Source organism: Nostoc sp. (assembly GCF_036917355.1).
Taxonomy (GTDB): Bacteria; Cyanobacteriota; Cyanobacteriia; order Cyanobacteriales; family Nostocaceae; genus Nostoc.
On record NZ_JBALDP010000045.1, the window covers coordinates 80,693 to 105,414 of the forward strand.

Sequence of the window (24,722 nt, forward strand, 5' to 3'; positions counted from 1 at the left end):
TTAGGTGAGGGCTGGGGAAAGGGTAAAGGGAAAAGGGTAAGGCATTTAAAACCTTTCCCCCTTACCCCTTACCCTTTACCCCGCCAAGTTTCCTTGGCGAACTACTAGAAGGACTACACAAACGCAGTAGGTAGTCCGCCTGCACGGACTAAGGTCAGATTAAGGATTTTGAAGCCGCTTTGCGTCTATGTTTGGGTAGCCGCGATTTTAATCTCACGATTAAAATGCGGGCCGCTCATTTGAGCAAATCTAGTGGCTCACAAAAATTGTTTACGCCTTGCTTGAGGACATATAGCAAAACTGGCGTTGCCAAAATCTTAGGAAATGTTGGCGTTGTTTTTAGATGTTCCATCATCTTTTGAAGAGAAGTATTAAGCAAATCTTCTCGATATTCTTGTTCGCAAATGATCGCACGCCATTTTCTAGCCAAGGCATCTAACCACTCAGAATTTGCTCTTTCTGGTTGTTGTCCTGCTCGGATAGCTAGCGTCATTGCTGCATCTTCCAAATCTCCATCACAGTCTTCAATTAAATCCAGCGCTTCCATATCGCTAGGATCGTCTGCCAATTGAGAGCGAAACTGTGCAATTTCTTGAGATGTTACTTTAGTCATTAGTCTTTGACAAGGCAAGCGATCGAACACTCAGTTATGTTAGTCCAAATTTGACTATAGCGCTTCTCTGTTAAGTCCAATACAGACCTCACAAAAATAACTCCTTCCCTACTACCTCTCCCTAACCATCTTTTAAGAGGAGCGGAAAAATTTTTATTACTGGAAGAAGGGGAGTAAAATTCTCGGACTAGATATAGTAGACCCTCAGTACGGTTTGGTTAAGGTTTTTTGATGAAAATTTTAGATCGCAAAGATTCGATAAATCATCACAAAGACGCGATTCATCGCCGTCTCTTACCTTAACCGAACAGTATTGAGTAGACCCTTATCCTTTAGCGATCGCTAAAGAATTTCTAAAAAATCACAATTTACAATACTGCCTTTTGGACTAAAAAGCCTCATCTTTCCAGTAAATACACTGAATAAATGAGGCTTTTAGCTAGCTTTTATCAGAAACGCTACTGGATTGTATAATGCTCCAATCAACACAGCAGCAGTCAAAAGTACTGATTCAGTTGAGTTTCAGCTAATTAGCGGAATGCTCTGAGGGTAACAGACCGTTGTAACTGAGCTAAAGCGCGGTTGTAATCCAAAATTGCTGTGACTCGATTACCTTCAGCTTGGGTGAGGTCGTTTTCAGAGTTAATCACATCAGTTTGAGTACCTACACCAGCTTGGAATCGCAAACGCGCTAAACGTAGAGCTTCCCTGGCTTGTTCTAAAGCGGTATTAGCGGTTTGAACATTCTCCAAACTAGATTGCTGGGTAGAATAGGCTTGTTCTACCTGAAAGCGAATTTGGTTGCGCTGTTCAGCAAATTGAGTTTCTGCGATCGCAATATTAGCTTGCTGTTGAGCTGCTCTTGCTCTTGCGGCTCCCCCATCAAACAAATTTAGGGTTGCCCTAACTCCGAATGAATAACCATCAGTAACGCTGACATTATCATCGAACTGGTCTAGCAGGTCATAGCTAGCGACCAAACTAACTTGAGGCCCCAGTTCCGCAAGAGCTTGCCTACGCTGTTGTTCGCTAATATTACGTTGTGCCAACTGCTGTTGCAATTCTGGACGATTTTGATAAGCCAACACAATACTTTGTTCTAGGGTTGGGTTCCAAAGACCAGCTAATTGTACAGGGTCAGCGGCACTGATATTTATTGCTTGCGGCAAACTTATCCGAGTTGCTAATTGACGACGGGAAATTGTCTGCTGGGATCTAGCATTAGTTAAATTTTGTTGGGCATTTGCTAAATTCACCTGCGATCGCAACACATCGAACCGCGTACCAACCCCAGCTCGCTCTAAAGCTTCTGCATCACGTAAACTAGCTTCCGAGTTTTGCACAGCCGATTGGGCAATCCGTACTTGTTCATCCGCTTGCTGCAAATTGTAGTAGTCTGTGGCAACATTTAAACGGATTGTCTCAGACTGAGTTTCTACAGCCAACTCGTTGAAACGTACTTGTTCTTCAGCCGCTTTGATGCTAGATTGCACTCTCCCAGAAGTGTAGATATTATACGACAGCTGTGCTTGACCAGAAAAAGATGTACTGGGTTGATCTTGGTTAGACAGTAAGCCATTTCGCCCGTTTAATTCGTCCTGAAGCTGACTGCTAGAAGACTGACTACGAGTCAGATCCGTGCTAACTCCCAGAGTGGGCAATAAAGCAGCTTGTGCCTCGCGTAGAGCCGCTTTATTGCGTTCTAGCTCCAATAAGGACACCTGTAGCTCGTGATTGTTACGCCGTGCTAACTCCAGAGCCTGTGCCAAAGTAATTGGTTGATTTGCCTGAAGTCTCACTTCCTCCGCTTTGGTGGGAAATTGTAGGGGATTTGAGTTAGGAATCAGGTTCTCTGGAATTTGCACTGCCCCTGACGGTACTGGAGTCACCGTTGTTGGCACAGTGGCAGGTTGCACCGAACCCCCTGGTGCAGGAGTTACAGTTCCTGGCGGAATTAGAGTTGGCGTCGAACCCTCTGGTGTAGGAGTTACAGTTCCTGGCGCAGTGATTGGCGTCGAATCTGTCGGAATCGTGGTATTACTCTGAGCCAAGCGACCACCAATAGCGTTTTGTCGTAAGCAGGTGTTTGAGGTTAGTAGCACAGCCAAGGAGTCAGTTTTGCTTTTGCTCAACTCCTGTGGACACCTCTGCGCTGACAACAGTTTTGCTGCTCCTGCACCTGTGGCTGAAGTTTGTAAAAATGTTTGCAACGGAGTAACAGTATTTATCTTTTGAACCACTGGCTGCTGTGCAGAAGACAGGGACAAAATTTCTTTTTGGACAGAAAGGGGTTTTGAAGTGTAGTTGGGAACTACTATCTTCTTTAATTTCTGCCCATCAGCACTTGAATTACTCTGTTTTTGGTTCTTTTGAGCTTGGGAAGGATTAGAGGTAGGTGTCAAACTGAAAAATCTACCTTTATCTTTCTTAAGTAGTTGTTTTATTGGCACAACAGTATTTTCAGCCGTAAATACTGGAATACTGTTATTACTTAAAGGTTTTACACTAAGTTTAGTAAAACCCAAAGCAGGTACTAGGGTTGGAACACTAACATTTGCACTGTTAGACAGTTGCGTATTCATGGTATCCACAACCAAGCCTTGACCATAAGTAGAAGTCAAAACGCTAGGAGAAGATGCCAGTTGTATCCCAGTTAGTTTCGCAGTACCAGCCCAAGCAGGCTGAGTTGTTAAAACTGCTGCCGTTACACCAGGTAAGAAGCTATAAAATAATTGCTGTCCTTTCACCGCATCCCTCACACGAAAATCAATCTAGCGGCAGAAAACCTTTCTTCACCACAGAATATAGCACGATACTAAACTTAGGAAAGAATATACTACGATACTAAATTTAGGGTTCGGAACTCTGTTTGTCTTCAAAACGTCTAACAATGCGAGAAAGTTCCGCCTTTTCATCGATACTAACGCGAGTAGGAGCACCGCTGATAATCCGTTCGTAGTTTCGGAAAGAATCTTTGATTTCGGGCCCGTCAGCAGTAATATTATACTCACGAATTCCTTTATCATGCCAAGACCCGCGCATTTTGAATACGTTAATTGCCCGCGACATTTCTCCGCGAATTTCTACGTATTGTAACATCAGAATTGTATCGGTAATCGTAGAAATATGAGAGTCAGTAATCGAATGCGCTCCTAGAAATTGATCGGTTGTGTTAGTAAAGAAACCAGTAATTTCTTCTTGTTTAGCATAACCTGTCACACCAATTACAAACTGCCGAAATGCATTATTCGTAACTCCTCTAGCTAGTGCTGATAAAGAATCAATAGCAATCCGAGCAGGTTTGAAAATAGCAATTTCTGATTTAATAATTTGTAAGTGGTCTTCTAAACCAGTTGATTCAGGATAGGTACAAATTATTTTGAGTAAACCTTGATCTTCTAATTCTTCAAAATCAATTCCCCAAGAGGAAGCATTACGAGATAGTTGGGCGCGTGATTCTTCATAAGCAAATAATATTGCCTGTTCTCCATTGAGACAGCCATCTTGAATAAATTTGCTTACTAACAGGGTTTTACCAGTACCTGTAGCTCCTGTTGCTAAAATAATTGAATCTTTAAAGAAACCCCCACCGCACATTTCATCTAAAGTTTTGACACCAGAAGATACCCTGACATTAGAAGAACGTTGAGTCAAGCGCATTGCTCCGAGTGGGAAGATGTTAACACCTTCATTAGTAATCGTGAAGGGATACTCGCCTTTCATGTGAGTTGTGCCGCGCAATTTGAGAATTTCAATTGTGCGACGGCGGCGTTCTCCTTCTAAAACGTTGCGAACAATTACTACATTATCGGAAACAAATTCTTCCACTCCAAAAGAGGCAACGGGCCCATATTCTTCACTACGTTCAGTGGTAATTACAGTGGTGACACTCAGTAGTTTGAGACGTGCTACCAGGCGGAAAATTTCGCGCCGCACTACTCCCATCGCTTCATACTGCTGAAATACTGCTGTTATTGAGTCGATTGAAACTCGTTTAGCTTTGTATTTGCGGATGGCATATTGCAAGCGCTCAATGAGTGCAGAAAGGTCAAAATTTCCCACAATATCTTGACCTTCTGGATCGGGAGATGCATCAAGAATAAACAACTTGCCTTCTTCAATTAACCGAGGCAAGTTCCAACCAAAAATATTGGCATTTTTAATAATATCACTCGGTGATTCTTCAAAGGTTACAAATACTCCTGGTTCATCAAAGTAGGTGATACCGTTATAGAGAAATTGAAGAGAAAATAAGGTTTTACCTGTGCCGGATGTACCACTAATCAAGGTGGTTCTACCAATTGGTAAACCACCATGACTAATATCGTCAAACCCTTCGATCATCGTCCGAATTTTTTCTACACCCCTAATTATTGGTGGTTGTTTTGGTTCTACTTGCTCGTTTTCAATCATTGCTCGATCACAAAAGGATATTAAAACCTGTTTTTTTATGACTAAAGTTTTGACTCAATTTTTTATGATGAAAAATTTACTCTTCAAAATCTTCTTCACTCAGTTCTTCATAGAGCAAATCCAATCCAATCAACACTCTTTCTCTATCTGAAAGATCCCCAATAATTTTGCGAACGGGTGGAGGCAAAATTTTAGATAATGTTGGCGTTGCCAATATTTTATCTTCTTCCGCCAGTTGCGGACTTTTCAATACATCGATCACTTTTAAAGCATAAACACCTTCAAACTCCTGTTCTAAAATCTCTTTAAGTGTTTTTAATGCCCGGACTGAATTCGGGGTGTTACCTGCTACGTAAAGCTTGAGAACGTAGGTTTTTCTGGCTTTATTCATATACATTAATAACTAGTCATGAGCATAAAAATAACAAGAGGTGTTCGCGCATTGGGAGTAACTAACAGCAGTAGCTGGTTCCAATTTGAATATACAGCGATAAACTTAATTTATTTAGAAATCGAACTCCTATAGACTTCGCACAGGTGAGCCAATATATCGATCAACGTTAGGCGGTAATCAAGTAATGTTTCATTGCTCCTACCTTCTAATTTTAGCTGGTTAGAAAATTCTTCAATTATCTCCATGTGAATTTCAATTATTTGGGGCACAGGAATATTAGCATAAAATATAGTATTGATAAATTTATCAATTTTATCTTTGAGTGTTTTGTCTGTAGTAAAATAATCTATAAGAATCAGGCTATAATCTATTTTAAGCTGTCTTAATAATCCTTCTCTTTCAGCCGGAGTCATCTCCTGAAAATACTGCTGGCTTTTTTGCATCTGACTGGCAAATACATAAACATACTTGGTAGTGTATGCCTTACTTGAATTTAGTGGCGGCCTATTTGGTAAATAGTTAATTTTTCCAGAGGTTGTTGCAGCAACAGGTAAGTAGCAAAATTGAGCAATAATTGCGTCCATGAATTGCCCTACCCACGTACTCAAACCTTTTAGGTTGGCTAAGTCAACTGGATTATTTAAGCATTTGTTAACATTAGATTGCAGAATCAATATCGGTAATAACATCTATTCTTGAATATATCTCCTCGATCGCCCTGACCAATAAACGCAAACTGATAAGTTTGGCTAACGCTTGTAGGGGATACTGGGTGTGCAGTCAACGCGTGATTTAACCCCAAAATAACGCTCTATGCGAGCAGATAGTGCTATACCCTTAACAATCTAGTGCGGCAACTAACTGGTAGAACTTTAGTAGGTCTTTGATGATGAGGTATCCGTCGGCATAGCAAGACACAATAATTAACTCATGATTTACATATCTATGTATACAAATAGATAGATTTTTTTATTTTGCTCCTTGATAAGATACTTAAACGAACTTAAAGGATTGTCGCATTCCAAATCATTATAATTCCTCAAGGTTCTAAAGCGAATCTTTGGGGCCATAATTGTTTTAGCCGTCGCTATCGATGAGGAGTTTAAATACCAGTAAGACACTGGAGAGGCTAGTTGCTAGAAATGAGAAACGTCGCCTCTTGAAAAAATGCACTCGTTTGCAAGCAAGTGTCCGTTAAGGAAAATCCCGTTGTTTTAATGGCGTTGAAATAACCAGAGTTGCTTATATGAGTCTTCTTAAAGGATATGACTTCAGGCGAAAAGACCATCAACTGGCAGATGGAAATGCCGGAGGGTTCCACAGGAAGAATGACCCCCAAATCCTTATGTTAATGCTAGATTACCCGCTTTATGACTTTCAGGCAACCGTACCTAGCTGCCCCCAAACAAGTTCTCTGGCAGTGGTGTTGGAGATTTTTGAGCAAGAGCAGTGCGATCGCTTGGTAGTAGTAAATCAACAGCAATGCCCCATCGGATTGCTGTATTCTGCCCGTTTAATCCCAAAATTATTAACACATAGTGACGATAAAAATCTAAATTTACAACAATCGCTCTCTACCTGGGGTCAAGGTCTAATTGAGCCAATACAGACAATATCAGCTTCTGAGCGTGTAGAGCGGTTAAGCTTGCGCTGGTCCGATTCACAAGTCGAAAAACCTCAAAACTTAGATTGGGCGCTGATTGACTCTGAGGGTCGATATTTAGGGCTGCTGGATAGTTCGCGCCTGTTGCGATCGCTGGCTAAAGAACGCCTGGGTGGGTTACAAAAGTCTAGCGAGCATCGTCATGAGTATGATGGTGGGCCAAATGAACCTAAGTCGTTAGGACATCAGCCATTAGTACACTTGCTAGAAAGACTGCCTTGGCCTTTGATGTTGCAAACGGGTACTGGCGAGGTGGTAGCGCGAAATCCCGCTTGGTGGCAGCAATTAGGAACCTTGAAAGATCCAGAAGGAGTTAGGCAACAGGTGGAGGCAATACTTGTCCCTAAACGCTCCGAAATAGCAGAATATGTCACCCAACCAGCCATCAAGGTTCATCCCAATGGTAAGGAGAATGAGCATGGTGATGAAGAAGAACTGATTCAGCAAGAAGCATCAGGTGATGCTGCATACAGCCGATGCTATTTGGATAGTCAGGTGGGTACTTGTACCTGCGTTGTTGAAGTCCAAAATGGTCAAGAGCGAATCTGGCAGTTTGCCAAAATTCCCTTAGATAGTCCTGAGTTTAAAGTTATGAGTGCTCAAGAGGAGATTGCACTCAGCACTGATTTGTGGTTGGTTTTAGCTACTGATGTCACTGAACAGCAGCAACTTTGTAAAGAACTAGCAGCGAAAAATGCCGATTTAATTCAATTAAATCGGTTAAAAGACGAGTTTTTAGCTTGTATTAGCCATGAACTCAAAACTCCCCTAACTGCGGTTTTGGGATTATCGCGCTTGCTAGTGGATCAGCAGTTGGGAGAACTTAACGAGCGTCAAGCCCGTTATGCGGGACTGATTCATCAAAGCGGACGCCACCTGATGAGTGTGGTGAATGACATTTTAGATTTGACCCGGATGGAGACGGGACAAATGGATTTGACCCTGACTCCGGTGAAAATTCAGGCTGTGTGCGATCGCGCCCTAGCGGAAGCCAAAGCTATCCACACTCAAACCACCAAAGCGACATCTGCACCGCCACCTGCAAATGCGCGTTCATCTGCTCCTCAATTCTGTCTTTCCATTGAACTAGGTTTAGATCAGATGGTGGCAGACGAATTGCGCTTACGCCAGATGCTAGTACATTTACTTTCCAACGCTTTTAAATTCACCGAAATATCTGGTGAAATTGGGCTGCGGGTGAGCCGTTGGGAAGGATGGATTGCCTTTACAATTTGGGATACAGGCATTGGCATTCCCGAACACCAGCAACACTTAATCTTTCAAAAATTCCAACAACTGGAAAATCCTCTCACCCGCCAATTTGAAGGCACTGGTTTAGGGCTAGTATTAACTCGCGCCTTGGCTCGCCTCCACGGAGGAGATGTCAGTTTCTTATCGCGTGAAGGTAAAGGTAGCCAGTTTACCCTACTTCTGCCGCCCAGCCCTCCGAAAACAGGCTTTTCGGAACCAGATATGGGAATCAGAGAAGACGAGGAGACACGATATCAACCGACACGGGAAAACTCCGCCGCCGCTCGTCAGCAAGTTAGTACGCCCATACAGCATCATCTTGCGAGTTCGCAACGATTGGTCTTGGTAGTCGAGGCAGTAGCTCGATATATTGAAGACTTGACCGAACAACTCAAAGGTTTAGGATATCGGGTAGTGATTGCGCGATCGGGCACAGAAGCAGTCGAAAAAGCGCGGCGCTTGCAACCAATAGCGATATTTTTAAATCCGTTGCTACCCCTGCTCTCAGGTTGGGATGTGCTAACTTTACTAAAATCTGACACGGCAACCCGTCATATACCTGTAATTGTCACAGCGACGGGAGCCGAAAAGGAGCAAGCATTTGCTAACCGAGCCGATGGTTTCTTAAGCTTGCCAGTAGAGCATCAGGTCTTAGCACCAGCTTTAGAAAAATTATGTACAGCACAAGTTGTTCCGCAGCTAGGGTTAAACAATAATGCAATTATCCCAACAAAAACCCCACTGCGAATTCTCAGGTTGGTGAATCCTCAGTTGGAATCGGTCAATCCCCACCCCTCACTTCGAGAACATCGGGTGATTGAAGTGGATGACCTAGATCAGGCAGAACTTTTGGCGCGGGTATGGCAGTTTGATGTGATTTTGCTAGATGTCGAAAGTACTACCGCCCAAATTTATTTGCAACAACTAATTGGACATCCACGTTTAGCAGCTATACCACTGGTGACTTGCGATGTTGCAACTACCTTAATCGCTTCTAAAATACCGGGGCTATCTGTATTTCCTTACTTAACACCATTTGCTAAAGATAACAGCAGTCGCACTGAGAAAACAGATGCTTTATTATCAGTACTAGAAATTGCTTCTGGTATTTGCTGCCCTCCCAACATCTTAGTAGTGGATTTAACAATGCTGCGGGATTTCCCCCAGGTAAGACGTAAGCCAGCTAAGGGTTATCGGACAGAAAAAAATTGCTCAATTAGTAGTGAAACTGCTGAACGGGGATCTGAGTGGTTCCAAGCTTTAATTCAATACCTGCAAACAGCAGGCTTCAAAGCAGCGATGAGTCCTTGTTGGGCAGAAGTGCTGCAACAAATTCGCCACGAAAGCGTTGACTTATTGCTAATTTGTTTAGGAGAAACCTCTATCCACAAAGATGTGCTCAAAGCACTGAAAACATTAGGAGATTCGCCTTTAAAGTTGCCACCAATTTTGGTACTAAATCAGCGATTAAATCACTTAGAAACCAGTTTCCAGGAAGGAGTAGCTTATAAGGGAATTAACAAGCAGAAGAAGAATGGTTTGGAATCGATAGAAACTGTTGTTGGTGCGATCGCTACCCAAATATTACCGCGATCGATATCAATGGAAGACCTATTAAGCCAGATCAATCAAGCTTTAGCTGTCAATGGTTACAATGGCAAATGTTAATGATTATTGAGGAAAAATTTGGTGGCGATGGCTACGGCGGGCTACGCCGATGCGATAATTACTGTTGCTGAGTGACAAATATCCAAATGTACTAACAAAACCATACTTTGACTCAGTTATTTACTGAATATCGATCTCGTCCCTGCTGTTTCGCCACATAAAGAGCTTGATCCGTTAGGGAAATCAGTGTATCTGGTAAATTTCCCGGTATGGGAATTGTACTGCCAATCCCAAGACTAACGGTTACAATCTCACTCACATCGGATTTCTCGTGGAGAATTTTCAATCCTCTAATCGCTTGTCGGATACCTTGGGCGATCGTTATTGCCCCTTGCCGATCTGTATTCGGCAGAATCACGACAAATTCTTCACCCCCATAGCGGGCGACCAAATCGGCGGGACGATTCACCCCAAGCTTGGCAACTTGTGCTATCTGCACCAAGCAGGCGTCCCCAGCTTGATGTCCGTAGCAGTCGTTATAGCGTTTGAAATAATCGACATCAAACAAAATCAGAGACAGGGGTTGTTGTTCCCGTGCTAAACGCAGCCATTCCTGCTGTAACCGTTGATCGAAGCAACGACGATTGGCAATTTTTGTTAACCCATCTACTATTGCTAACTGCTGCAATTCCTGATTGGCAATCTGTAGAGCAAGATAGACTTGCTCTCGTTCGGTAATTTCTTGCTGCAACAGCACATTGGTTTGAGCGAGTTCAGCGGTGCGATCGCTTACTTCCAGTTCCAGTTCACGAGAATAGTCTGCTAAAATCTGCTCAGAACGTTTGCGCTCCGTAATGTCCTGAAAAGTAACGAGCGCATACACAACTGCTTCCCGATCGTCCAGAATGGGCGTTCCTAACACTTCCAACGGGATGACAGTCTCATCCAAATGAATCTCTAAATCTTCAGTTCTTACCCGTTCTCCTTGCAGGGCGCGGATAGCTGGAAGTTGCTCTGTTGGGTACAGGGTGTTTGTGCCTGCCCAATAGATTTGATAAGCAAAGGCGAGTTCGTTAGTGTCCACATCTGGCAAAACACTACGCTGGAGAAGCTGTTTAGCCATTTGATTGAAGTATAAAACATTGCCATCTGGCTTGTGAACAGCAACGCCAACGGGTAGAGCCTCCAGAAATTGAGCCATTTGATGCTCATGAGCGATCGCGAGACGGATGCTTTCTTTCTCAAGCTGTCTAATTTGCAAGTGGGTGTGAATCCGAGCTAATAGTTCATCTTTCCTAATGGGTTTGATCGGATAATCGTTAGCACCCACCTCTAACCCCAACACAATAGACCTCTTGCAAAAGTGCTTTTTGCAAGAGGGGGAAAAGGGTAAAGGTTAAAGGGGAAGGGGACAATACAGAACCTTTTCCCCTTCCCCCTTACCCTTTTCCCGACTTATGCAAGAAGTCTAATATCTTCTGGTTGGTTGCGGGCACTAAGCAAAATGATTGGCAGGCGATCGGCAGAAATCTTTTGCCGAATCACTTGAATGACCTCATAGCCAGTCATTCTTGGCATCATGACATCAAGCAAAATGATGTCAGGGTTAAAGCCTCGTTCTAGCAATGTCAGGGTTAAAGCCTCGTTCTAGCAATGTCAGGGCTTGCTGCCCATCGCTTGCAAAGGTGAGCGTATAATTTTGAAATTTTAAAAAGTTTTTCAACACCTGAAGGTTGATCGGTTCGTCGTCCACAATCAAGATGTGGGGGAACACCCCTTCAATAGAAGATTGTTTTAGACATTCTGGCGATGAGTTCGCTACCGAATTCAAAACAAATTCTGGTTGCAAATCAGATACAGCCTCGGCTAACGGGTAATTGGACAGCAACACAGGAGTTATACTGGCTTGTTGCTCACAAATCGGTAAGGTGAAGGTAAACACCGATCCCTTAGCCAATGACTCTACCCAGATCCGTCCACCGTGTAATTCGATCGGGTTTCTGGTAATTGCCAACCCTAACCCAGTACCTCCATACTGCCGACGGGCAGACCCTTCAACTTGCTCAAAGGACTCAAATATCCGATGACCTGGGAATCCCGATCGACAGCTGCCTTTAAGCGGACGATGCTCTCACGAACTTCTGGATCAAACAAGAATGTGCCTAAATGTCCAATGTCTTTGAGTCGCCCTGTCATCTGGTGCAAGATCAGTTCATAGGTTGTGGAGTAGAAGTAATACACACTTGCACTGGTCACGGTAACAGATAGCGCTGCGATCGCTAGACCGAGCTTGACTGCAATGACATTTTCATAAATAAGCATCTATCTGTTTTTGAAGTTAGATTATATTTCCCCCAATAGCCATAAAACTTGCGAAGCTGTGATTTGCCGTTATGATATGTCTATTTTTTCTTTTTTCATTTTCTTAAAAGGAACTCGAACCAAGTTATAAGCACCCTTGGTCGATAAATTCTTGTAATCATCTGGCTGTAAGTCCATTTTCAAAAACTTTTTCTGTTCGGCCAACAGCAGCACTGAGGAAGGTTTTAGTCCTTTAGCAGCCTGGTTTTTAATATGCTCCACAGCCTCTTGAGGAAATTTTAAATAATTTACATGGATGTGGCTGTAAAATACTACACTAGGCTTTTTGAAGCCAAGCATGATCAATTCTTCGTTTGGTTGTTTTGCTTCTAGAATGACCGCAGACAATTCCCTTAAGGGTAATTGACGTTCTCGATCGATAAAGAACGAAGCAGGCGTTAAGACAAAAATTACAAACGCCACAAACCCGATTAAATTAATACTGATAATGTAGTTCCAGCGGCGGCTCAATAATAAACCCGCAACCAAAACAGCAGAAACTAGCCAAATTATACCCGCAATTACTGGTAAACCAGATTGTTGAATTAGTTCGTGGAAGTTACTTATCGCTGGATCGGTACCTAATATATGGGTTATGTTGAGCAGTGCTGTTGCCAGAACTGATAAAAATACTACATTCACCCAACCACTCATTCGCAGCAAAGACGTGGAGATGGGGGGATTGGGAGAGGGGGAAACAGGAATTGTTTGCCGTGTCTGTGTATCTGAAAAAAGGTCGCTCCACAACAGAGCCACCAGGATTGCTGCTGCTGGCATTAAAGGCAATACGTAGCTAGGGAGTTTAGTAACCGCAATGCTGAAAAAGGCAAAGATGCTAGCAAACCAGAACCAGGCAAATAAACCAAATTGCTGAAAACGTTCAACGGATCGCCAATGCGATCGCTGCCAAAACTTTAGTCTGATTATAGAAGCTGGTAAATACACTGAGTATGGTGCAAAACCCAACAGCACGACTAAAAAGTAAAAATACCAAGGTGCTGAATGACCATTAACTACTTCTGTAAAGCGTTCCAGGTTGTGATAACCAAAAAAGGAGTTAATGTAATTCCAGCCATTGCGCCAAATTACTAAAGCATACCAGGGCACTGACAAAGCGAGAATTATCAGTGTACCTACAAGAAGGTGCATTTCTCGCAACACCTCTCGCATTTGACCCACGTAAAGCAAAAAGGCAGCAACAATTAGCCCCGGCAAAACAATTCCTACTGGCCCTTTGGTCAAAATTGCGCCAGCAATCAGCACATAAAAAGCTAAGTACCACTTATTAGGGAATAGGGCAGAAGAGGCAGAGGGGTAGGGGGCAGGGGGCAGAGGAGAGGAATTTTCCCCCTGCTCCCTGCTCCCTGCTCCCCTGCTCCCTTCCTTCCCTGCGTACCCTAGAAAGAAACATAACAAAGCCGATGCTATGCATCCGGTGAGCAGCATATCAGAGACACCCGTTCTCGCCCAAATAATAGTTTCGGGATTGAGTGCCATGAGCGCGGCTGCGATAAAAGATGTTAAGTAGCGACGAGTAGGACGTGAAACTTGCTCTAATTCGTCTTGTTTAGCCAGATACCACTGGATGGTGTAAAAAGCTAAACAAACTAAGCCGAATGCTGCGATCGCAGAAGGAAGGCGTACTGCCCATTCATTCACGCCAATCAGATGATATGCGATCGCCTGACACCAGTAAATTAAAGCAGGTTTATCGAAACGAGTGTCACCATTGAAAAATGGGGTAATCCAATCACCTGTAACGTACATCTGGCGGGAAGCTTCGGCAAATAGCGGCTCTGTCTCATCAATTAAGCCAATGTTGCCCAAATTCCACCCAAAAGCCACCCAGCCAACCACTATCAACCACAAAATCGACACAGTTAGACTCAGGGCTGGATTTTTTGCTATTTTGTTGAACCACCGATCAACAGTGTGCTTAACACTCAATTTCATGCTCATTTAGTCAATAGTCAACAATCACTAATCAATAGTCGTTGGTTATCTATCTTTTGTTCTTCGGAGTTTTTAATTCAACAATTTTCCTCTATCCATTACTTAACACTTTACCAACTGTAGGGTAAGGATGTAAAAATAAAGGTTTGAGCATATTTATTAAACATCATTGCAAAAGTTACTTTTTCAAGATATTGGGGTGCATCTTAAAAGGTAAGGGAAAATTTCATACCTTTACCTCTGCCCCTTATCCCCACAATGCCAAGAAGTTTATTGACTCAGCACAAGTTGCCATTCTCTGTTTTGGGAATTCCACTTAGGTAATTGAGTTTCGCCAATAATATAAGGGCCCCAGTAACGACGGGAACCATCTTGTGCAAAAGCAACTAAAACATCTCCCTTCTCCAGCTTTAAATTATTCTGAGGTAGGGATAGAACCAGTCCCTTCTCACTACCTTCTTCGGGAGCAAAATCCCAATGTGCCGGTACATCGTAGTGAGTTTGTTTTTTACTAGCTCCTTTTGCTACTGACTGTCGTGCCAGGAGAACCAGCCGTACAGGCTGATTTGTTTGATTGCTCATTCGCAAAGTACCTCCATCCTTGGCAATGCTTGTTGATTTATCGCGCTCTGCCAAGACAGGATAAGTATTCTGTTTGCTGCTATGTTCTACTTGATTGGTTGGGGTAGGTGCTGGAGTAGATAAACTAGCGGAAATACCTTTTTCAGATAAAACCGAAGTTGTCTGCCACTCTTGAGTTTCTGTTGGCACTTCTGAAGATGTATCTGGGGTTGTAGGCTCAAAAGATACGCTCACTCCAAAGCATCCCACCAGAGCAACAAGCAGTCCCAAGCAAGAAGCTGTAATACCGACATTACGATACACTGAAGATTTCATATTGATAGTTATTAGAAATAAATATTTTGTCTAGGCTTGACCAAATAGTAGCCTATTATCCCAAAAGACAATCACACAAAATAGCCGAATATAGACTTTCCTAAAATTAGGAACACCAATGTATTATAAATAGCATTTTGATTAGAAAACATTTGAAGTAAATAATTTCTTGGATGTCTGAAAAACAAGAGGTACAGACACCTATTACTTTGAAAATTGACCGTAAGTATGCATAGAAACCAGATAATTTGATACCTACTCAGCCAATTCATTTGTATAAAAAATAAAATTTTCCTGAAACCGCTAGCAACCTCAACAAGGCGTCCTGTGCTAAACGTCAGATAAATTTAAGTGATGTATTTTATCTTCTGCTATGAAAAGCACCTGAAGAGGATGTTTGGAAAGTGCCTGGTATATAGCCAGTGCTTAGAAATCCTCCTTACTAAATCTACGCAAGTCCCTTCTCCTGTTGGGAGAGGCTACGAGTAGCTTACTTCCATACATGAATACAAGTCAGCAAACCCACTTAACGGACTTGCTTCCTTTCAAAAGAGGAATTTTGAATCATTTTCCCATTTTTTAAGGCTTGTTCGTGGGGATCAAACTAAATATTTATTGTTTCCAAACATCCTCTAAGAAAGTGTACTTCTCTGAAGATGATAGAATATTCAAATTTGAATAAATACTGTAATTCCAGTAGATATCTACAATATTAACAAACAAGCTGATGCTAAAACCAATATCCTTCTTACCTTAATATAGATATATTTCAAGATATCTTGACTTTTCCCAGAAGTCCCTTTGATGCAAAACACTCGTCTCAACAACTTGTTCGATGCCATTGCTACACGCTTTGGGCAATGGTTTTTAAATCCTTGGCGACGGCTATCGTTGCTGATAATTAGTTTTTTGTTCGGTTTTTTTCTGGGAAACGCAGTTTCCACAACCGCTGGACAAGAAGGTGTATTGGATATTGTGGTAGCGGCTTTTTTAGTATTGTTAACGGAAATTACCAGCCGGATATTTTATAGTCGCAGCTTTTTGGATAGGCGATCGCTCTTGATAGACTCACTAAATCTCCTCAAAGTTGGTTTCATCTACAGCCTGTTTCTCGAAGCTTTTAAGCTGGGATCGTAGTCAGATGGAGAATTTATGAATTTGTGGTTGAGTGTTTTGGCAAGCAATGGGGCGGCGGAAACTTGGAAGCAGGAAGCAAGAGAAGCAGCGCTGGCAGATCGGTTAAGGGCAGAAGCTTTTGGGACCGTACCGGAAAATGTTGATGAAATGATCGAAAGGCGATCGCATTTACTAAAATCTGTCTTTCCAGCTTTTAGCGAATTCTGTCAAGCTACTCTCCAAGTACAACCCCAGGAAATGTTACAGGTATTGTGGGACTTGTGGCTGCCTTTGGGGATCAAACTAGCATCGCAGCGCCAACAGTCGGGACGCCCACTGATTCAAGGAATATTGGGAGGACAAGGTACTGGTAAAACCACAATGTCCAAAATTCTCATTTTGATTCTCGATCATTTGGGATACAGGACTGTGAGTTTATCTTTGGATGACTTATATAAAACTTACAGCGATCGCTTACTTTTGACACAGCAAGATCCCCGCTTAATTTGGCGCGGCCCACCAGGAACCCACGATATAGACTTAGGCTTAAATATACTAGATCAAATCCGTGAGTTGCAAAGCCCGGTGATGCTTCCCCGCTTTGATAAATCAGCTTTTGGAGGTGCTGGCGATCGCACTACTTCCGAAATGGTGACGGATGTAGATATTGTACTATTTGAAGGTTGGTTTGTGGGTGTGCGACCAATCGAGCCAGATTTATTTGATACTGCACCGCCGCCAATTGTCACAGATGAAGATAGAGTATTCGCCCGTGAGATGAATCTTCGCCTCCACGATTATTTACCACTGTGGGAGCGATTAGACAGTTTAATTGTGCTGTATCCTACCGATTACCGCTGTTCTTTGGAGTGGCGCAAACAGGCAGAACAGCAGATGATTGCTGCGGGAAAATCGGGGATGAGCAATGCAGAGATAGAGCAATTTGTCAATTATTTTTGGCGATCGCTTCACCCGGAATTATTCATCACGCCGTTGTTAGGAGATGCAACAGTGGTTGATATGGTGATTGAGATTCATCCCGATCATAGCTTTGGTCAAGTGTATTGCGATCGCACTTAGGGCGTTAGTTCTCAAGGAAATCAGCTAAAAACACTATAATTTGCTTAAAGCGTGATTTATCCTACTCCTTAGACCAAAAATGCCAGAGGTATCGTTACAGCTTTTCTTTTCTTACTCTCACAAAGACGAAGCTCTACGGGATGAACTAGCTAAACACCTGACCATATTAGAACGGCAGGGTGTGATTTCAAGCTGGCACGATCGCAGGATAGTACCTGGAGAGGAGTGGGATTACCAAATTAATGATAATTTAAACACTGCCGACATCATTCTGTTACTCATCAGTTCAGATTTTCTTTTTTCTAAATATTGCTGGGATGTGGAAGTTAAGAAGGCAATAGAACGTCACCATGCTGGAGAGGCTTGTGTTATCCCGGTTATTCTGCGAAGCGTTGATTGGAATGGCGCACCATTTGGAAAACTTCAAGCTTTGCCTAAGAATGCTGAACCTGTGGTTTCAAGGAATTGGCACGATAGAGATGAAGCCTTCACAGATGTAGCTAGAGGAATTCGAGCGGCTGCGGAGAAGCTAAAGAAGGAAAGAGACCAACGGCAAAAACAGGAAGCAGAAAGGCTGCGACTACGGGAACAAGAAGAGGAAAATAGAAAGTTACAACAAAAGCAACAAGAAAGGCTGCGGCTACAGGAACAACAAGAAGAAGCAGATAGGCTACAAAGACAGCAAGCAGAAAGACTACGAAGACAACAAGAACAAGAAGAGGCAGATAGGCTACAAAGACAACGAGAACAAGAAAAAGCCGAAAAGCTGCGACTACAAGAGCAATCTACTGATAACGATCTCCTCTCTGAGAAAGGCGTAGACTATAGGCGGTTGCGCGATTTACTTAAAGCAGGGCAGTACAAAGAAGCAGATCAAGAAACTCTGGCTGTTATGCTCAAAGCATCAGGCACAGAACAACGACGCTGGCTTGATAGCAAATCTCTTAGCAATTTTCCTTGCACTGACTTACGCACCATTGACCAACTGTGGGTAAGATGCAGCAATGGACGCTTTGGGTTTAGCGTGCAAAAGCGCATTTGGAACAGTGTCGAAAAAGACTACGAAAAATTCAGCGATCGTGTAGGATGGCGAAAAGGAACGTATTTTAAATACTGGTTATCTTACTCAGACCTGACCTTCACAACAAATTCTCCACTGGGACATTTGCCAACTAAATTCTGCCGACGTTACGGAGACTATGCTACATACGTAGCAAAGGTTCCTCGGATGAGTTTGGTCAGTTTCTTCTCTCGTATGGAGACTTAGAAAGCCTAATATATAAGGCTTACAGGAAATTATAAAAATTTACAAACAAGTCATTTCGCACGAAATATTCCGGTTTTTACGTTTCCGTTACCTAGTACTGTTATACTTGTAGTACAATGCTAGCTTTTTGGGTGTCATAGCAATTAGCAAAGATAAATTTGCTCGCTACTTTTTCTATTTCTTGGTTACTTGCTTCCCATTCATCCCAAGGTAGTCTCATACTAATTCGTAATACTTCGGCTACGCTCAGTACAAGTTCGTAATTCGTAATTAGAGAAGTTGTAAAAAGCTCTCTCGGTAATTTTAACTACTTGGGAAACCTCCAGCTTGAAAAATCTGTTCGGTGGTTAAATTCAAATCTGGGAAAGTAGGCGAGACTATACGATCTGTGCCTCTAAATTGAATAACTTGGTATTCATCATCAATTAATTGATAAATAGACATAGTAGGCTGTTTGGGATTGCCAGTGAACTTTTTAGCGCCTAAACCGAGATAATCTACAATCCAATATTCAGGAATTCCAATCCCCTCATACTTACCTTGTTTTGTGTAATAATCATCATCCAAATTAGTACTAACTACTTCAACTACCAAGGGAATTGATGCCGGATATGATACAGTTGATTCTTTTTTCCATAGCGGCTCATTCACTAAATTAAGACGATTTAATATCAACACATCTGGAGAGTAGGCTGATACCGAATTAAAAGGTTTTATCAGCGCAGTTTTAGGGATTATATAAGGTAAATTTAATCGGTCAAATTCTACTGTTAGTTTTCTAGCGATAAAGCCAACAACATCTTCATGATCGCCAGTTGGTTGCGGCATTTCAACAATCACGCCATCATGTAATTCGTATCTTCCGCCTTGAGGACGCCAAGCTGCAAAATCTTCAAAGCTTACTAGTTTTGGTATCGCTTGAGTCATAAATTTTTACCTTGGCTTGTATGTTGTCTTAATCATCAATGCTTTTAAAGCTGACAAATTGCTTTTAAAACTTGTAGCAACTGGCTTGAACGCTCTCTTTCCATTAAATTTAATTCTGGCAACAGATAATAAATAGGGGGATTTCCTTGTTCGATATAGACAAACTGATAACTTCTACCATTAGTCGTTAATCCCCAAACTGATTTTTGATTCTCTAAATTTTTATAAGCATAAGTAAGTAGCTGAGGCAAACCTGTTGATATATCAACTTGACAATTTTTAGATTCAATCAACAGTACCCAAAAATATGTTTGAGGTTTTGTAGTTTTAGCTTTATTAACAGCTAAAATATCAAACCTTCCTTTAATTTTTATATCTTCATCTTCAACTTCAATATCAGCAATATTCTCCTCCAAAACAATCTCTATCGGATAGCGATAAAAACCAGCTAATCTTAGTAAAGGCGCAACCGCAAGAAACTTTACCTGACCCTCAGAAACTTTGCCTATTGTCAGGTATCTATCAAAGTCATGCTGAATTTGTTTGAGTTCCTGCTGTTCTGCTTCAGTGAGAGGTTCCAAAGATAAGTAGTTAGAAAATGAGTCATTGTACTGTCTTTGAAACCCAAACAGACGCTGAACTTCTTCTAAAGATAAATTGCGAGCGTTGAGAATTGTCATATATTTTTGGTTAATTCAGGCGTAACTCAATGCAAATTCCCTATATAAAACCTATTTTAACCCCTGGTTGATTACATAGAATACAAACAATTGGTAGGGTAGCACAGCTGTGATACCCTACCGTGAAGCAAATTCAATCTAGCTTGACTACTACAGAGTAAATGGTTTGCGATTACGATCTATTAGACGATCCCATTGCATAGTTAAGGTGCTTCCCATTTTTTCCTGTTGTTTTGCCCACACCGATAGTAAGTCTAGACAAGAGTGATCTATATAAGCCAAGTCTTGCATATAAACATGCAACTCACTTCCTGGAGGCACAAGTTCTAAAATGTTTGCCAATTTTGGTAGCCTCACAAATGTTGCCGCGCCTTGTAAATGAATGTCTATTCGCTGATTATTTTCGTGCTTAATCATTTGGATATTCAGCACGGACATTTTGTGAATTAGTAAAATTCCTGTCAACAGAATACCAATTAAAACACCTGTTATTAGGTCAGTAACAACAATCCCGATTAAAGTAGCAGCAAATATTACCAGAGGAAAACGTCCATACTTCTTTAACTGGCGAATATGTTCTACTTCGATTAGTTTGTAACCAGTAACAACTAGAATTGCTGCCAGACTAGAAATGGGAATTATTTTTAGCAAGGTTGGGGCTGCAATTACTAAAATTAACAGCCATAAACCATGAAGCATCGTTGATAATCTAGTTTTAGCACCAGCTTCTACGTTTACAGAACTGCGGGCTATCACTCCTGTCATCGGCAAAGCACCCAAGAACCCACATATAATGTTGCCAATTCCTTGCGCCGTTAATTCGCGATCGAAATCGGTTCTTGTCCCGGTATGCAGTCGATCTACTGCTACAGCTGAAAGCAAACTTTCTGTACTAGCAATAAATGCGATCGCGATCGCATCAATCAAAACTGGTGCTTGAATTAAGCGTGGTAAGCTAGCAAGTGTTGGTAATTGAATTGCTTGTGCCAGATTTCCAGGTACATCAACATACTGTATCGGTAATCGATACACTGTTGCAATAACAGTGGCAATTACAACGCCGACAAGCGCACCAGGTATTAACTTTAAACTATTGGGTTTAAATTTTTCCCACAGCAGAAGAGTGATAATAGTTATTACACCTATGAGTGCTGCAACGTGATGAACGCTACCATCAATAGGGAAGAAAGCTTTGTAAATGCTGTTGGGAATAGAAATTAAATTCTCAATGCCGTGTATACGCGGTTGATCGTCTAACATGACATGAAATTGGGAAGCTAAGATTAATATCCCAATACCTGCAAGCATTCCATAGATCACAGCCGGTGACATAGCGCGAAACAACTGGCCAAGTTTAAATATACCTGCGAGTAATTGAATTAAACCCGCTAGCAGCAAAATTGGCCCAACCATTTCAATGCCATATTCTTTAACTATTTCTGCAATAATTACAGCCAGCCCAGCAGCAGGGCCGCTGACTAGCATTGGTGAACCGGAAACAGCACCAACAATAATTCCGCCTACTATTCCTGTAACTAAGCCGCGAGATGGCGGAAGTCCCGAAGCGATCGCAATACCCATGCAAAGAGGAAGGGCGACAAGAAACACCACAAATGATGCCGGTACTTCACTAGTCAATGAGGATTTGTCTATGATTGCTTTCAAATTTCTCATTTGCTTCTCCTCTAATGAAAAGTTTTTAATTTTTGGCTGCCAAGGTGAACTGTTACAATGCAGCCGAAACTAGACTTGCATTGAATAGTTCAAGCCTATTCACTGAGTTTTAATTGCAACGTAATTGTACTGGCATACTCAGTCCTGAAATAGCAAGCACAAAATCATTAAGTTAAATTGACTTACACTTATAGTTACTATTTACATTTCTTAATGATTACAAGTCCATGATAACAATAGTGTTATCTGATTGATGTTACATAACTTTTTTTATTGGATTCGCCGCAAAATATTAATTAAAATTAAACAATCAATTATAATTGCAATAAAAAAGGTATAATGATATGCCTAATTATTTAAGTAATTATATTAATTATCATTCTCTGGATTTTGAGAAATTATTTTTGAAAGTATCTCAGCGCTTGATGGGATTCATCCAAGCTTCTAATCGGCTAAATGCTTGGGAAGAAAGTAGCGTCAAACATAAATAGACCACCGCTACACCTGCGTAAATCTCAAAGGCGCGATAGTTATCAGCAACAATTAACTGTCCTTTACGTACTAATTCTTCAAACCCAATCACAGAAACTAAGCTAGTATCTTTCAACAAACTGATAAACTCATTACCCAAAGGTGGAATCATCCGCCGGAAAGCTTGAGGAAAAATTACATAACTCATAGTTTGCACAGAACTTAAACCTAATGATTTTGCTGCTTCTGCTTGTCCTGGTTCAATCGATTGAATCCCAGCACGAACAATTTCGGCAATGTATGCAGCGCTATTCAAACTCAAGGCAATTACCCCAGCACTGAGACGATCGAAAGAAAATGTCCAACCAAGTTCTTGTAAAATTGCTGGTAAACCAAAGTAAATCATAAAAATTTGTACCAGCAAAGGCGTTCCTCGAAAAAAATCTACATACCCCCTCGCCAACCAACGCACAGGTGCAATAGGAGAAAGGCGAACAATACCAATTAAGGAACCGCCAATTAAACCAAATACTACAGAAAGTATCGTCAATTGCAACGTGATCAATGCACCCTGCAATAGACTTGGAAAAGCCTGCAATACCACACTAATTGAAGTTAATATTTTAGGTGCGCCAGTGTTAGTTTGATTCTCAAATGGTGATTTAGCTGGTAGTGATGGTGGTTCAACTTTAAACCATTTCTGGTAAATTCGGGTATAAGTGCCATTTTTCAGCACTCTATCCAAGCCATCATTTATCAATGTCAAATTTGGCGAGTTTTTAGCTGTAGCAATTCCATAAAACTCCTCCGTCAACAATTGCTGTACAACTTTAATTCCCTGAAGATTGCCTGTATTAATTGCATATAAAGTCACAGGTGCATCATTAATTACTGCATCCACATTACCATTGAGCAATTCTTGCAGGGCTATGGGTGCAGAATCAAAACTGCGAATTTGTACCCCAGGAATACTCTTAGCCTTTGCAGCTCCAGTTGTGCCAATTTGTACTGCAATTTTTTTATTTTTGAGACTGTCAAAACCAGTAATATCTTGATTGTCTGCACGAATTGCGATCGCTAACCCAGCCTTAAAATAAGGACGGGAAAAAGAAATCGTTTTCGCCCTCTCCTCAGTAATCGTAATCGAACTAATGGCCGCATCTACCGTTTTGGCTTGCAAAGCTGGGATAATGCCATCAAAAGGCAGACTTTGAAAATCAACTTTAAAGTTAGCAAAAGAAGCAATGCCATTCATCAAATCAATGGAAAATCCCTGCAACTCGCCACCTTTTCCTTGAAACTCAAAAGGTGGAAACGCCGGTTCTGTAGCAACCCGCAAAGTTTTCCTCGCGCTAGAGTTCACAGCACAGCTAATCAGTAATAAACAACTAAAACCTACGAAGACACATAAATACAGCCAACGCATAAAACCAACTTTAGCCATATTATTTTCTCTCCTTCTGTGCCTTTGCGGTTTCTTAAAATATTACAATCAACTGTAGAGCAGCTTTATATAAGTAATGAATAATACCATCCCCGCCATTATTTTTGACAATATCGAAAAAAACTTTGGTTCCCTTAAAGTTCTCAAAGGGATTACTGGCGAAATCAACCGGGGAGAAGTTGTTGCAGTTATCGGTTCTTCCGGTTGTGGTAAAAGTACCCTACTACGCTGCTTCAACCGCCTAGAAACCATTGACAAAGGGCGTTTAATCATCAACGGAATTAACTTATCTCAGCCCACTGTCAACTATAGCCAACTACGGCAACTACGAACACAAGTAGGCATGGTTTTCCAACAGTTCAACCTGTTTCCCCATCTCAGCGTCTTAGAAAATATGACACTCGCACTGCGTAAAGTCTTGGGTAAAACACCAAAAGAAAGCGCGCAAATAGCAAGATTATTTTTAGAAAAAGTTGGCTTATCTGACAAAGCCTCTGCTTATCCCGAACAACTTTCTGGCGGACAAAAGCAACGAGTAGCGATCGCTCGTAGTTTATGTATGAATCCCCAAATCATGCTATTTGACGAACCCACCAGCGCCTTAGATCCCGAACTCGTCGGCGAAGTTCTGCAAGTAATGCAACAATTGGCAGCAGAAGGGATGACAATGGTAGTTGTTACCCATGAAATGCAGTTTGCAAAAGAAGTAGCCCATCAAGTGATATTTTTAGACAAAGGTATTGTGACAGAACAAGGCCCAGCCTATGAAGTGCTGACCAATCCCCAAAGCGATCGCCTACGTATTTTCCTAAGTCGCCTCAACGTTAGATAGTTAGGAGTTAGGAGTTAGGAGTTAGGAGTTATAAATTAAAGGCTTCTTTTGGACTCATCACGGGCTAAACGCACCGCT

20 protein-coding genes are annotated in these 24,722 nt (G+C 41.8%); 5 read left to right on the forward strand and 15 right to left on the reverse strand.

Going from position 1 to position 24,722, the window contains the following annotated elements:
- Window positions 1-235 precede the first annotated feature (235 nt).
- The 5 genes from V7K53_RS13075 to V7K53_RS13095 form a co-directional block, all read right to left on the reverse strand.
- Window positions 236-613 (reverse strand): hypothetical protein, encoded by a 378-nt coding sequence (locus V7K53_RS13075; protein WP_335197915.1) that lies wholly within the window; start codon window positions 611-613, stop codon window positions 236-238.
- 530 nt (window positions 614-1,143) lie between these two features.
- A complete protein-coding gene (locus V7K53_RS13080) occupies window positions 1,144-3,360 on the reverse strand; it encodes a TolC family protein (RefSeq protein ID WP_335197916.1) in 2,217 nt (738 codons plus the stop codon).
- A 103-nt stretch (window positions 3,361-3,463) separates the two neighbouring features.
- Complete coding sequence (gene kaiC, locus V7K53_RS13085) at window positions 3,464-5,026, reverse strand: circadian clock protein KaiC (RefSeq protein WP_335197918.1); 1,563 nt, start codon at window positions 5,024-5,026, stop codon at window positions 3,464-3,466.
- A gap of 76 nt (window positions 5,027-5,102) precedes the next feature.
- Window positions 5,103-5,417, reverse strand: a complete 315-nt coding sequence (kaiB, locus tag V7K53_RS13090) for a circadian clock protein KaiB (RefSeq protein ID WP_322670816.1) — start codon at window positions 5,415-5,417, stop codon at window positions 5,103-5,105.
- A 110-nt stretch (window positions 5,418-5,527) separates the two neighbouring features.
- Window positions 5,528-6,109 (reverse strand): KaiA family protein, encoded by a 582-nt coding sequence (locus V7K53_RS13095; protein WP_335197920.1) that lies wholly within the window; start codon window positions 6,107-6,109, stop codon window positions 5,528-5,530.
- A gap of 557 nt (window positions 6,110-6,666) precedes the next feature.
- On the opposite strand from V7K53_RS13095, the gene V7K53_RS13100 reads away from it, so the two are divergent.
- Entirely contained in the window at window positions 6,667-10,002 is a 3,336-nt protein-coding gene (locus V7K53_RS13100; protein ID WP_442940488.1) for an ATP-binding protein, read from the forward strand.
- Window positions 10,003-10,114: 112 nt separating this feature from the next.
- On the opposite strand, the gene V7K53_RS13105 is transcribed toward V7K53_RS13100, so the two are convergent.
- The 6 genes from V7K53_RS13105 to V7K53_RS13130 all read right to left on the reverse strand — a co-directional run bounded on the left by V7K53_RS13105 (window position 10,115) and on the right by V7K53_RS13130 (window position 15,153).
- On the reverse strand, window positions 10,115-11,287 hold the full coding sequence (locus tag V7K53_RS13105; protein ID WP_335197922.1) for a diguanylate cyclase domain-containing protein: 1,173 nt from the start codon (window positions 11,285-11,287) through the stop codon (window positions 10,115-10,117).
- Window positions 11,288-11,397: 110 nt separating this feature from the next.
- Window positions 11,398-11,523 carry a hypothetical protein gene (locus tag V7K53_RS13110; protein WP_335197923.1) on the reverse strand — a complete coding sequence of 42 codons (126 nt, stop codon included), beginning with the start codon at window positions 11,521-11,523 and terminating at the stop codon, window positions 11,398-11,400.
- A 25-nt stretch (window positions 11,524-11,548) separates the two neighbouring features.
- Window positions 11,549-12,022, reverse strand: coding sequence for an ATP-binding response regulator (locus tag V7K53_RS13115; protein WP_335197996.1), 474 nt, complete (start codon window positions 12,020-12,022; stop codon window positions 11,549-11,551).
- Entirely contained in the window at window positions 11,959-12,198 is a 240-nt protein-coding gene (locus V7K53_RS13120) for a hypothetical protein (protein ID WP_335197924.1), read from the reverse strand. The genes V7K53_RS13115 and V7K53_RS13120 overlap by 64 nt, the downstream gene beginning before the upstream one ends.
- A gap of 135 nt (window positions 12,199-12,333) precedes the next feature.
- Entirely contained in the window at window positions 12,334-14,262 is a 1,929-nt protein-coding gene (locus V7K53_RS13125; RefSeq protein WP_335197925.1) for an ArnT family glycosyltransferase, read from the reverse strand.
- Between the two features lie 264 nt (window positions 14,263-14,526).
- The gene (locus V7K53_RS13130; RefSeq protein WP_335197926.1) at window positions 14,527-15,153 is read right to left on the reverse strand and encodes a hypothetical protein; all 627 of its coding nucleotides are present in this window, start codon (window positions 15,151-15,153) and stop codon (window positions 14,527-14,529) included.
- Window positions 15,154-15,957: 804 nt separating this feature from the next.
- Here V7K53_RS13130 and V7K53_RS13135 point away from each other — a divergent pair.
- From V7K53_RS13135 to V7K53_RS13145, 3 genes are all read left to right on the forward strand, one after another.
- On the forward strand, window positions 15,958-16,290 hold the full coding sequence (locus V7K53_RS13135; protein ID WP_335197927.1) for a DUF565 domain-containing protein: 333 nt from the start codon (window positions 15,958-15,960) through the stop codon (window positions 16,288-16,290).
- 15 nt (window positions 16,291-16,305) lie between these two features.
- A complete protein-coding gene (locus tag V7K53_RS13140) occupies window positions 16,306-17,349 on the forward strand; it encodes a glycerate kinase (protein ID WP_335197928.1) in 1,044 nt (347 codons plus the stop codon).
- A 79-nt stretch (window positions 17,350-17,428) separates the two neighbouring features.
- The gene (locus tag V7K53_RS13145) at window positions 17,429-18,616 is read left to right on the forward strand and encodes a GUN4 domain-containing protein (protein WP_335197929.1); all 1,188 of its coding nucleotides are present in this window, start codon (window positions 17,429-17,431) and stop codon (window positions 18,614-18,616) included.
- Window positions 18,617-18,919: 303 nt separating this feature from the next.
- Here the strand turns inward: V7K53_RS13145 and V7K53_RS13150 are convergent, their stop codons facing one another.
- From V7K53_RS13150 to V7K53_RS13165, 4 genes are all read right to left on the reverse strand, one after another.
- Complete coding sequence (locus tag V7K53_RS13150; RefSeq protein ID WP_335197930.1) at window positions 18,920-19,543, reverse strand: Uma2 family endonuclease; 624 nt, start codon at window positions 19,541-19,543, stop codon at window positions 18,920-18,922.
- A 44-nt stretch (window positions 19,544-19,587) separates the two neighbouring features.
- The gene (locus V7K53_RS13155) at window positions 19,588-20,223 is read right to left on the reverse strand and encodes a restriction endonuclease subunit R (RefSeq protein WP_335197931.1); all 636 of its coding nucleotides are present in this window, start codon (window positions 20,221-20,223) and stop codon (window positions 19,588-19,590) included.
- 150 nt (window positions 20,224-20,373) lie between these two features.
- On the reverse strand, window positions 20,374-21,897 hold the full coding sequence (locus V7K53_RS13160; protein WP_335197933.1) for a SulP family inorganic anion transporter: 1,524 nt from the start codon (window positions 21,895-21,897) through the stop codon (window positions 20,374-20,376).
- Between the two features lie 415 nt (window positions 21,898-22,312).
- Window positions 22,313-23,812, reverse strand: coding sequence for an ABC transporter permease subunit (locus V7K53_RS13165; protein ID WP_335197934.1), 1,500 nt, complete (start codon window positions 23,810-23,812; stop codon window positions 22,313-22,315).
- Window positions 23,813-23,888: 76 nt separating this feature from the next.
- Between V7K53_RS13165 and V7K53_RS13170 the strand changes: the two genes are divergently transcribed.
- Complete coding sequence (locus V7K53_RS13170) at window positions 23,889-24,644, forward strand: amino acid ABC transporter ATP-binding protein (protein WP_335197935.1); 756 nt, start codon at window positions 23,889-23,891, stop codon at window positions 24,642-24,644.
- Window positions 24,645-24,722 lie beyond the last annotated feature (78 nt).

What these genes read in the sequence shown, in the direction of transcription:
- V7K53_RS13075 (WP_335197915.1), bottom strand. Translation starts at nt 613, where the DNA reads ATGACTAAAGTAACATCTCAAGAAATTGCACAGTTTCGCTCTCAATTG.
- kaiC (WP_335197918.1), bottom strand. Translation starts at nt 5,026, where the DNA reads ATGATTGAAAACGAGCAAGTAGAACCAAAACAACCACCAATAATTAGG.
- kaiB (WP_322670816.1), bottom strand. Translation starts at nt 5,417, where the DNA reads ATGAATAAAGCCAGAAAAACCTACGTTCTCAAGCTTTACGTAGCAGGT.
- V7K53_RS13095 (WP_335197920.1), bottom strand. Translation starts at nt 6,109, where the DNA reads ATGTTATTACCGATATTGATTCTGCAATCTAATGTTAACAAATGCTTA.
- V7K53_RS13100 (WP_442940488.1), top strand. Translation starts at nt 6,667, where the DNA reads ATGAGTCTTCTTAAAGGATATGACTTCAGGCGAAAAGACCATCAACTG.
- V7K53_RS13110 (WP_335197923.1), bottom strand. Translation starts at nt 11,523, where the DNA reads ATGATGCCAAGAATGACTGGCTATGAGGTCATTCAAGTGATTCGGCAA.
- V7K53_RS13125 (WP_335197925.1), bottom strand. Translation starts at nt 14,262, where the DNA reads ATGAGCATGAAATTGAGTGTTAAGCACACTGTTGATCGGTGGTTCAAC.
- V7K53_RS13130 (WP_335197926.1), bottom strand. Translation starts at nt 15,153, where the DNA reads ATGAAATCTTCAGTGTATCGTAATGTCGGTATTACAGCTTCTTGCTTG.
- V7K53_RS13135 (WP_335197927.1), top strand. Translation starts at nt 15,958, where the DNA reads ATGCAAAACACTCGTCTCAACAACTTGTTCGATGCCATTGCTACACGC.
- V7K53_RS13140 (WP_335197928.1), top strand. Translation starts at nt 16,306, where the DNA reads ATGAATTTGTGGTTGAGTGTTTTGGCAAGCAATGGGGCGGCGGAAACT.
- V7K53_RS13145 (WP_335197929.1), top strand. Translation starts at nt 17,429, where the DNA reads ATGCCAGAGGTATCGTTACAGCTTTTCTTTTCTTACTCTCACAAAGAC.
- V7K53_RS13150 (WP_335197930.1), bottom strand. Translation starts at nt 19,543, where the DNA reads ATGACTCAAGCGATACCAAAACTAGTAAGCTTTGAAGATTTTGCAGCT.
- V7K53_RS13155 (WP_335197931.1), bottom strand. Translation starts at nt 20,223, where the DNA reads ATGACAATTCTCAACGCTCGCAATTTATCTTTAGAAGAAGTTCAGCGT.
- V7K53_RS13160 (WP_335197933.1), bottom strand. Translation starts at nt 21,897, where the DNA reads ATGAGAAATTTGAAAGCAATCATAGACAAATCCTCATTGACTAGTGAA.
- V7K53_RS13165 (WP_335197934.1), bottom strand. Translation starts at nt 23,812, where the DNA reads ATGGCTAAAGTTGGTTTTATGCGTTGGCTGTATTTATGTGTCTTCGTA.
- V7K53_RS13170 (WP_335197935.1), top strand. Translation starts at nt 23,889, where the DNA reads ATGAATAATACCATCCCCGCCATTATTTTTGACAATATCGAAAAAAAC.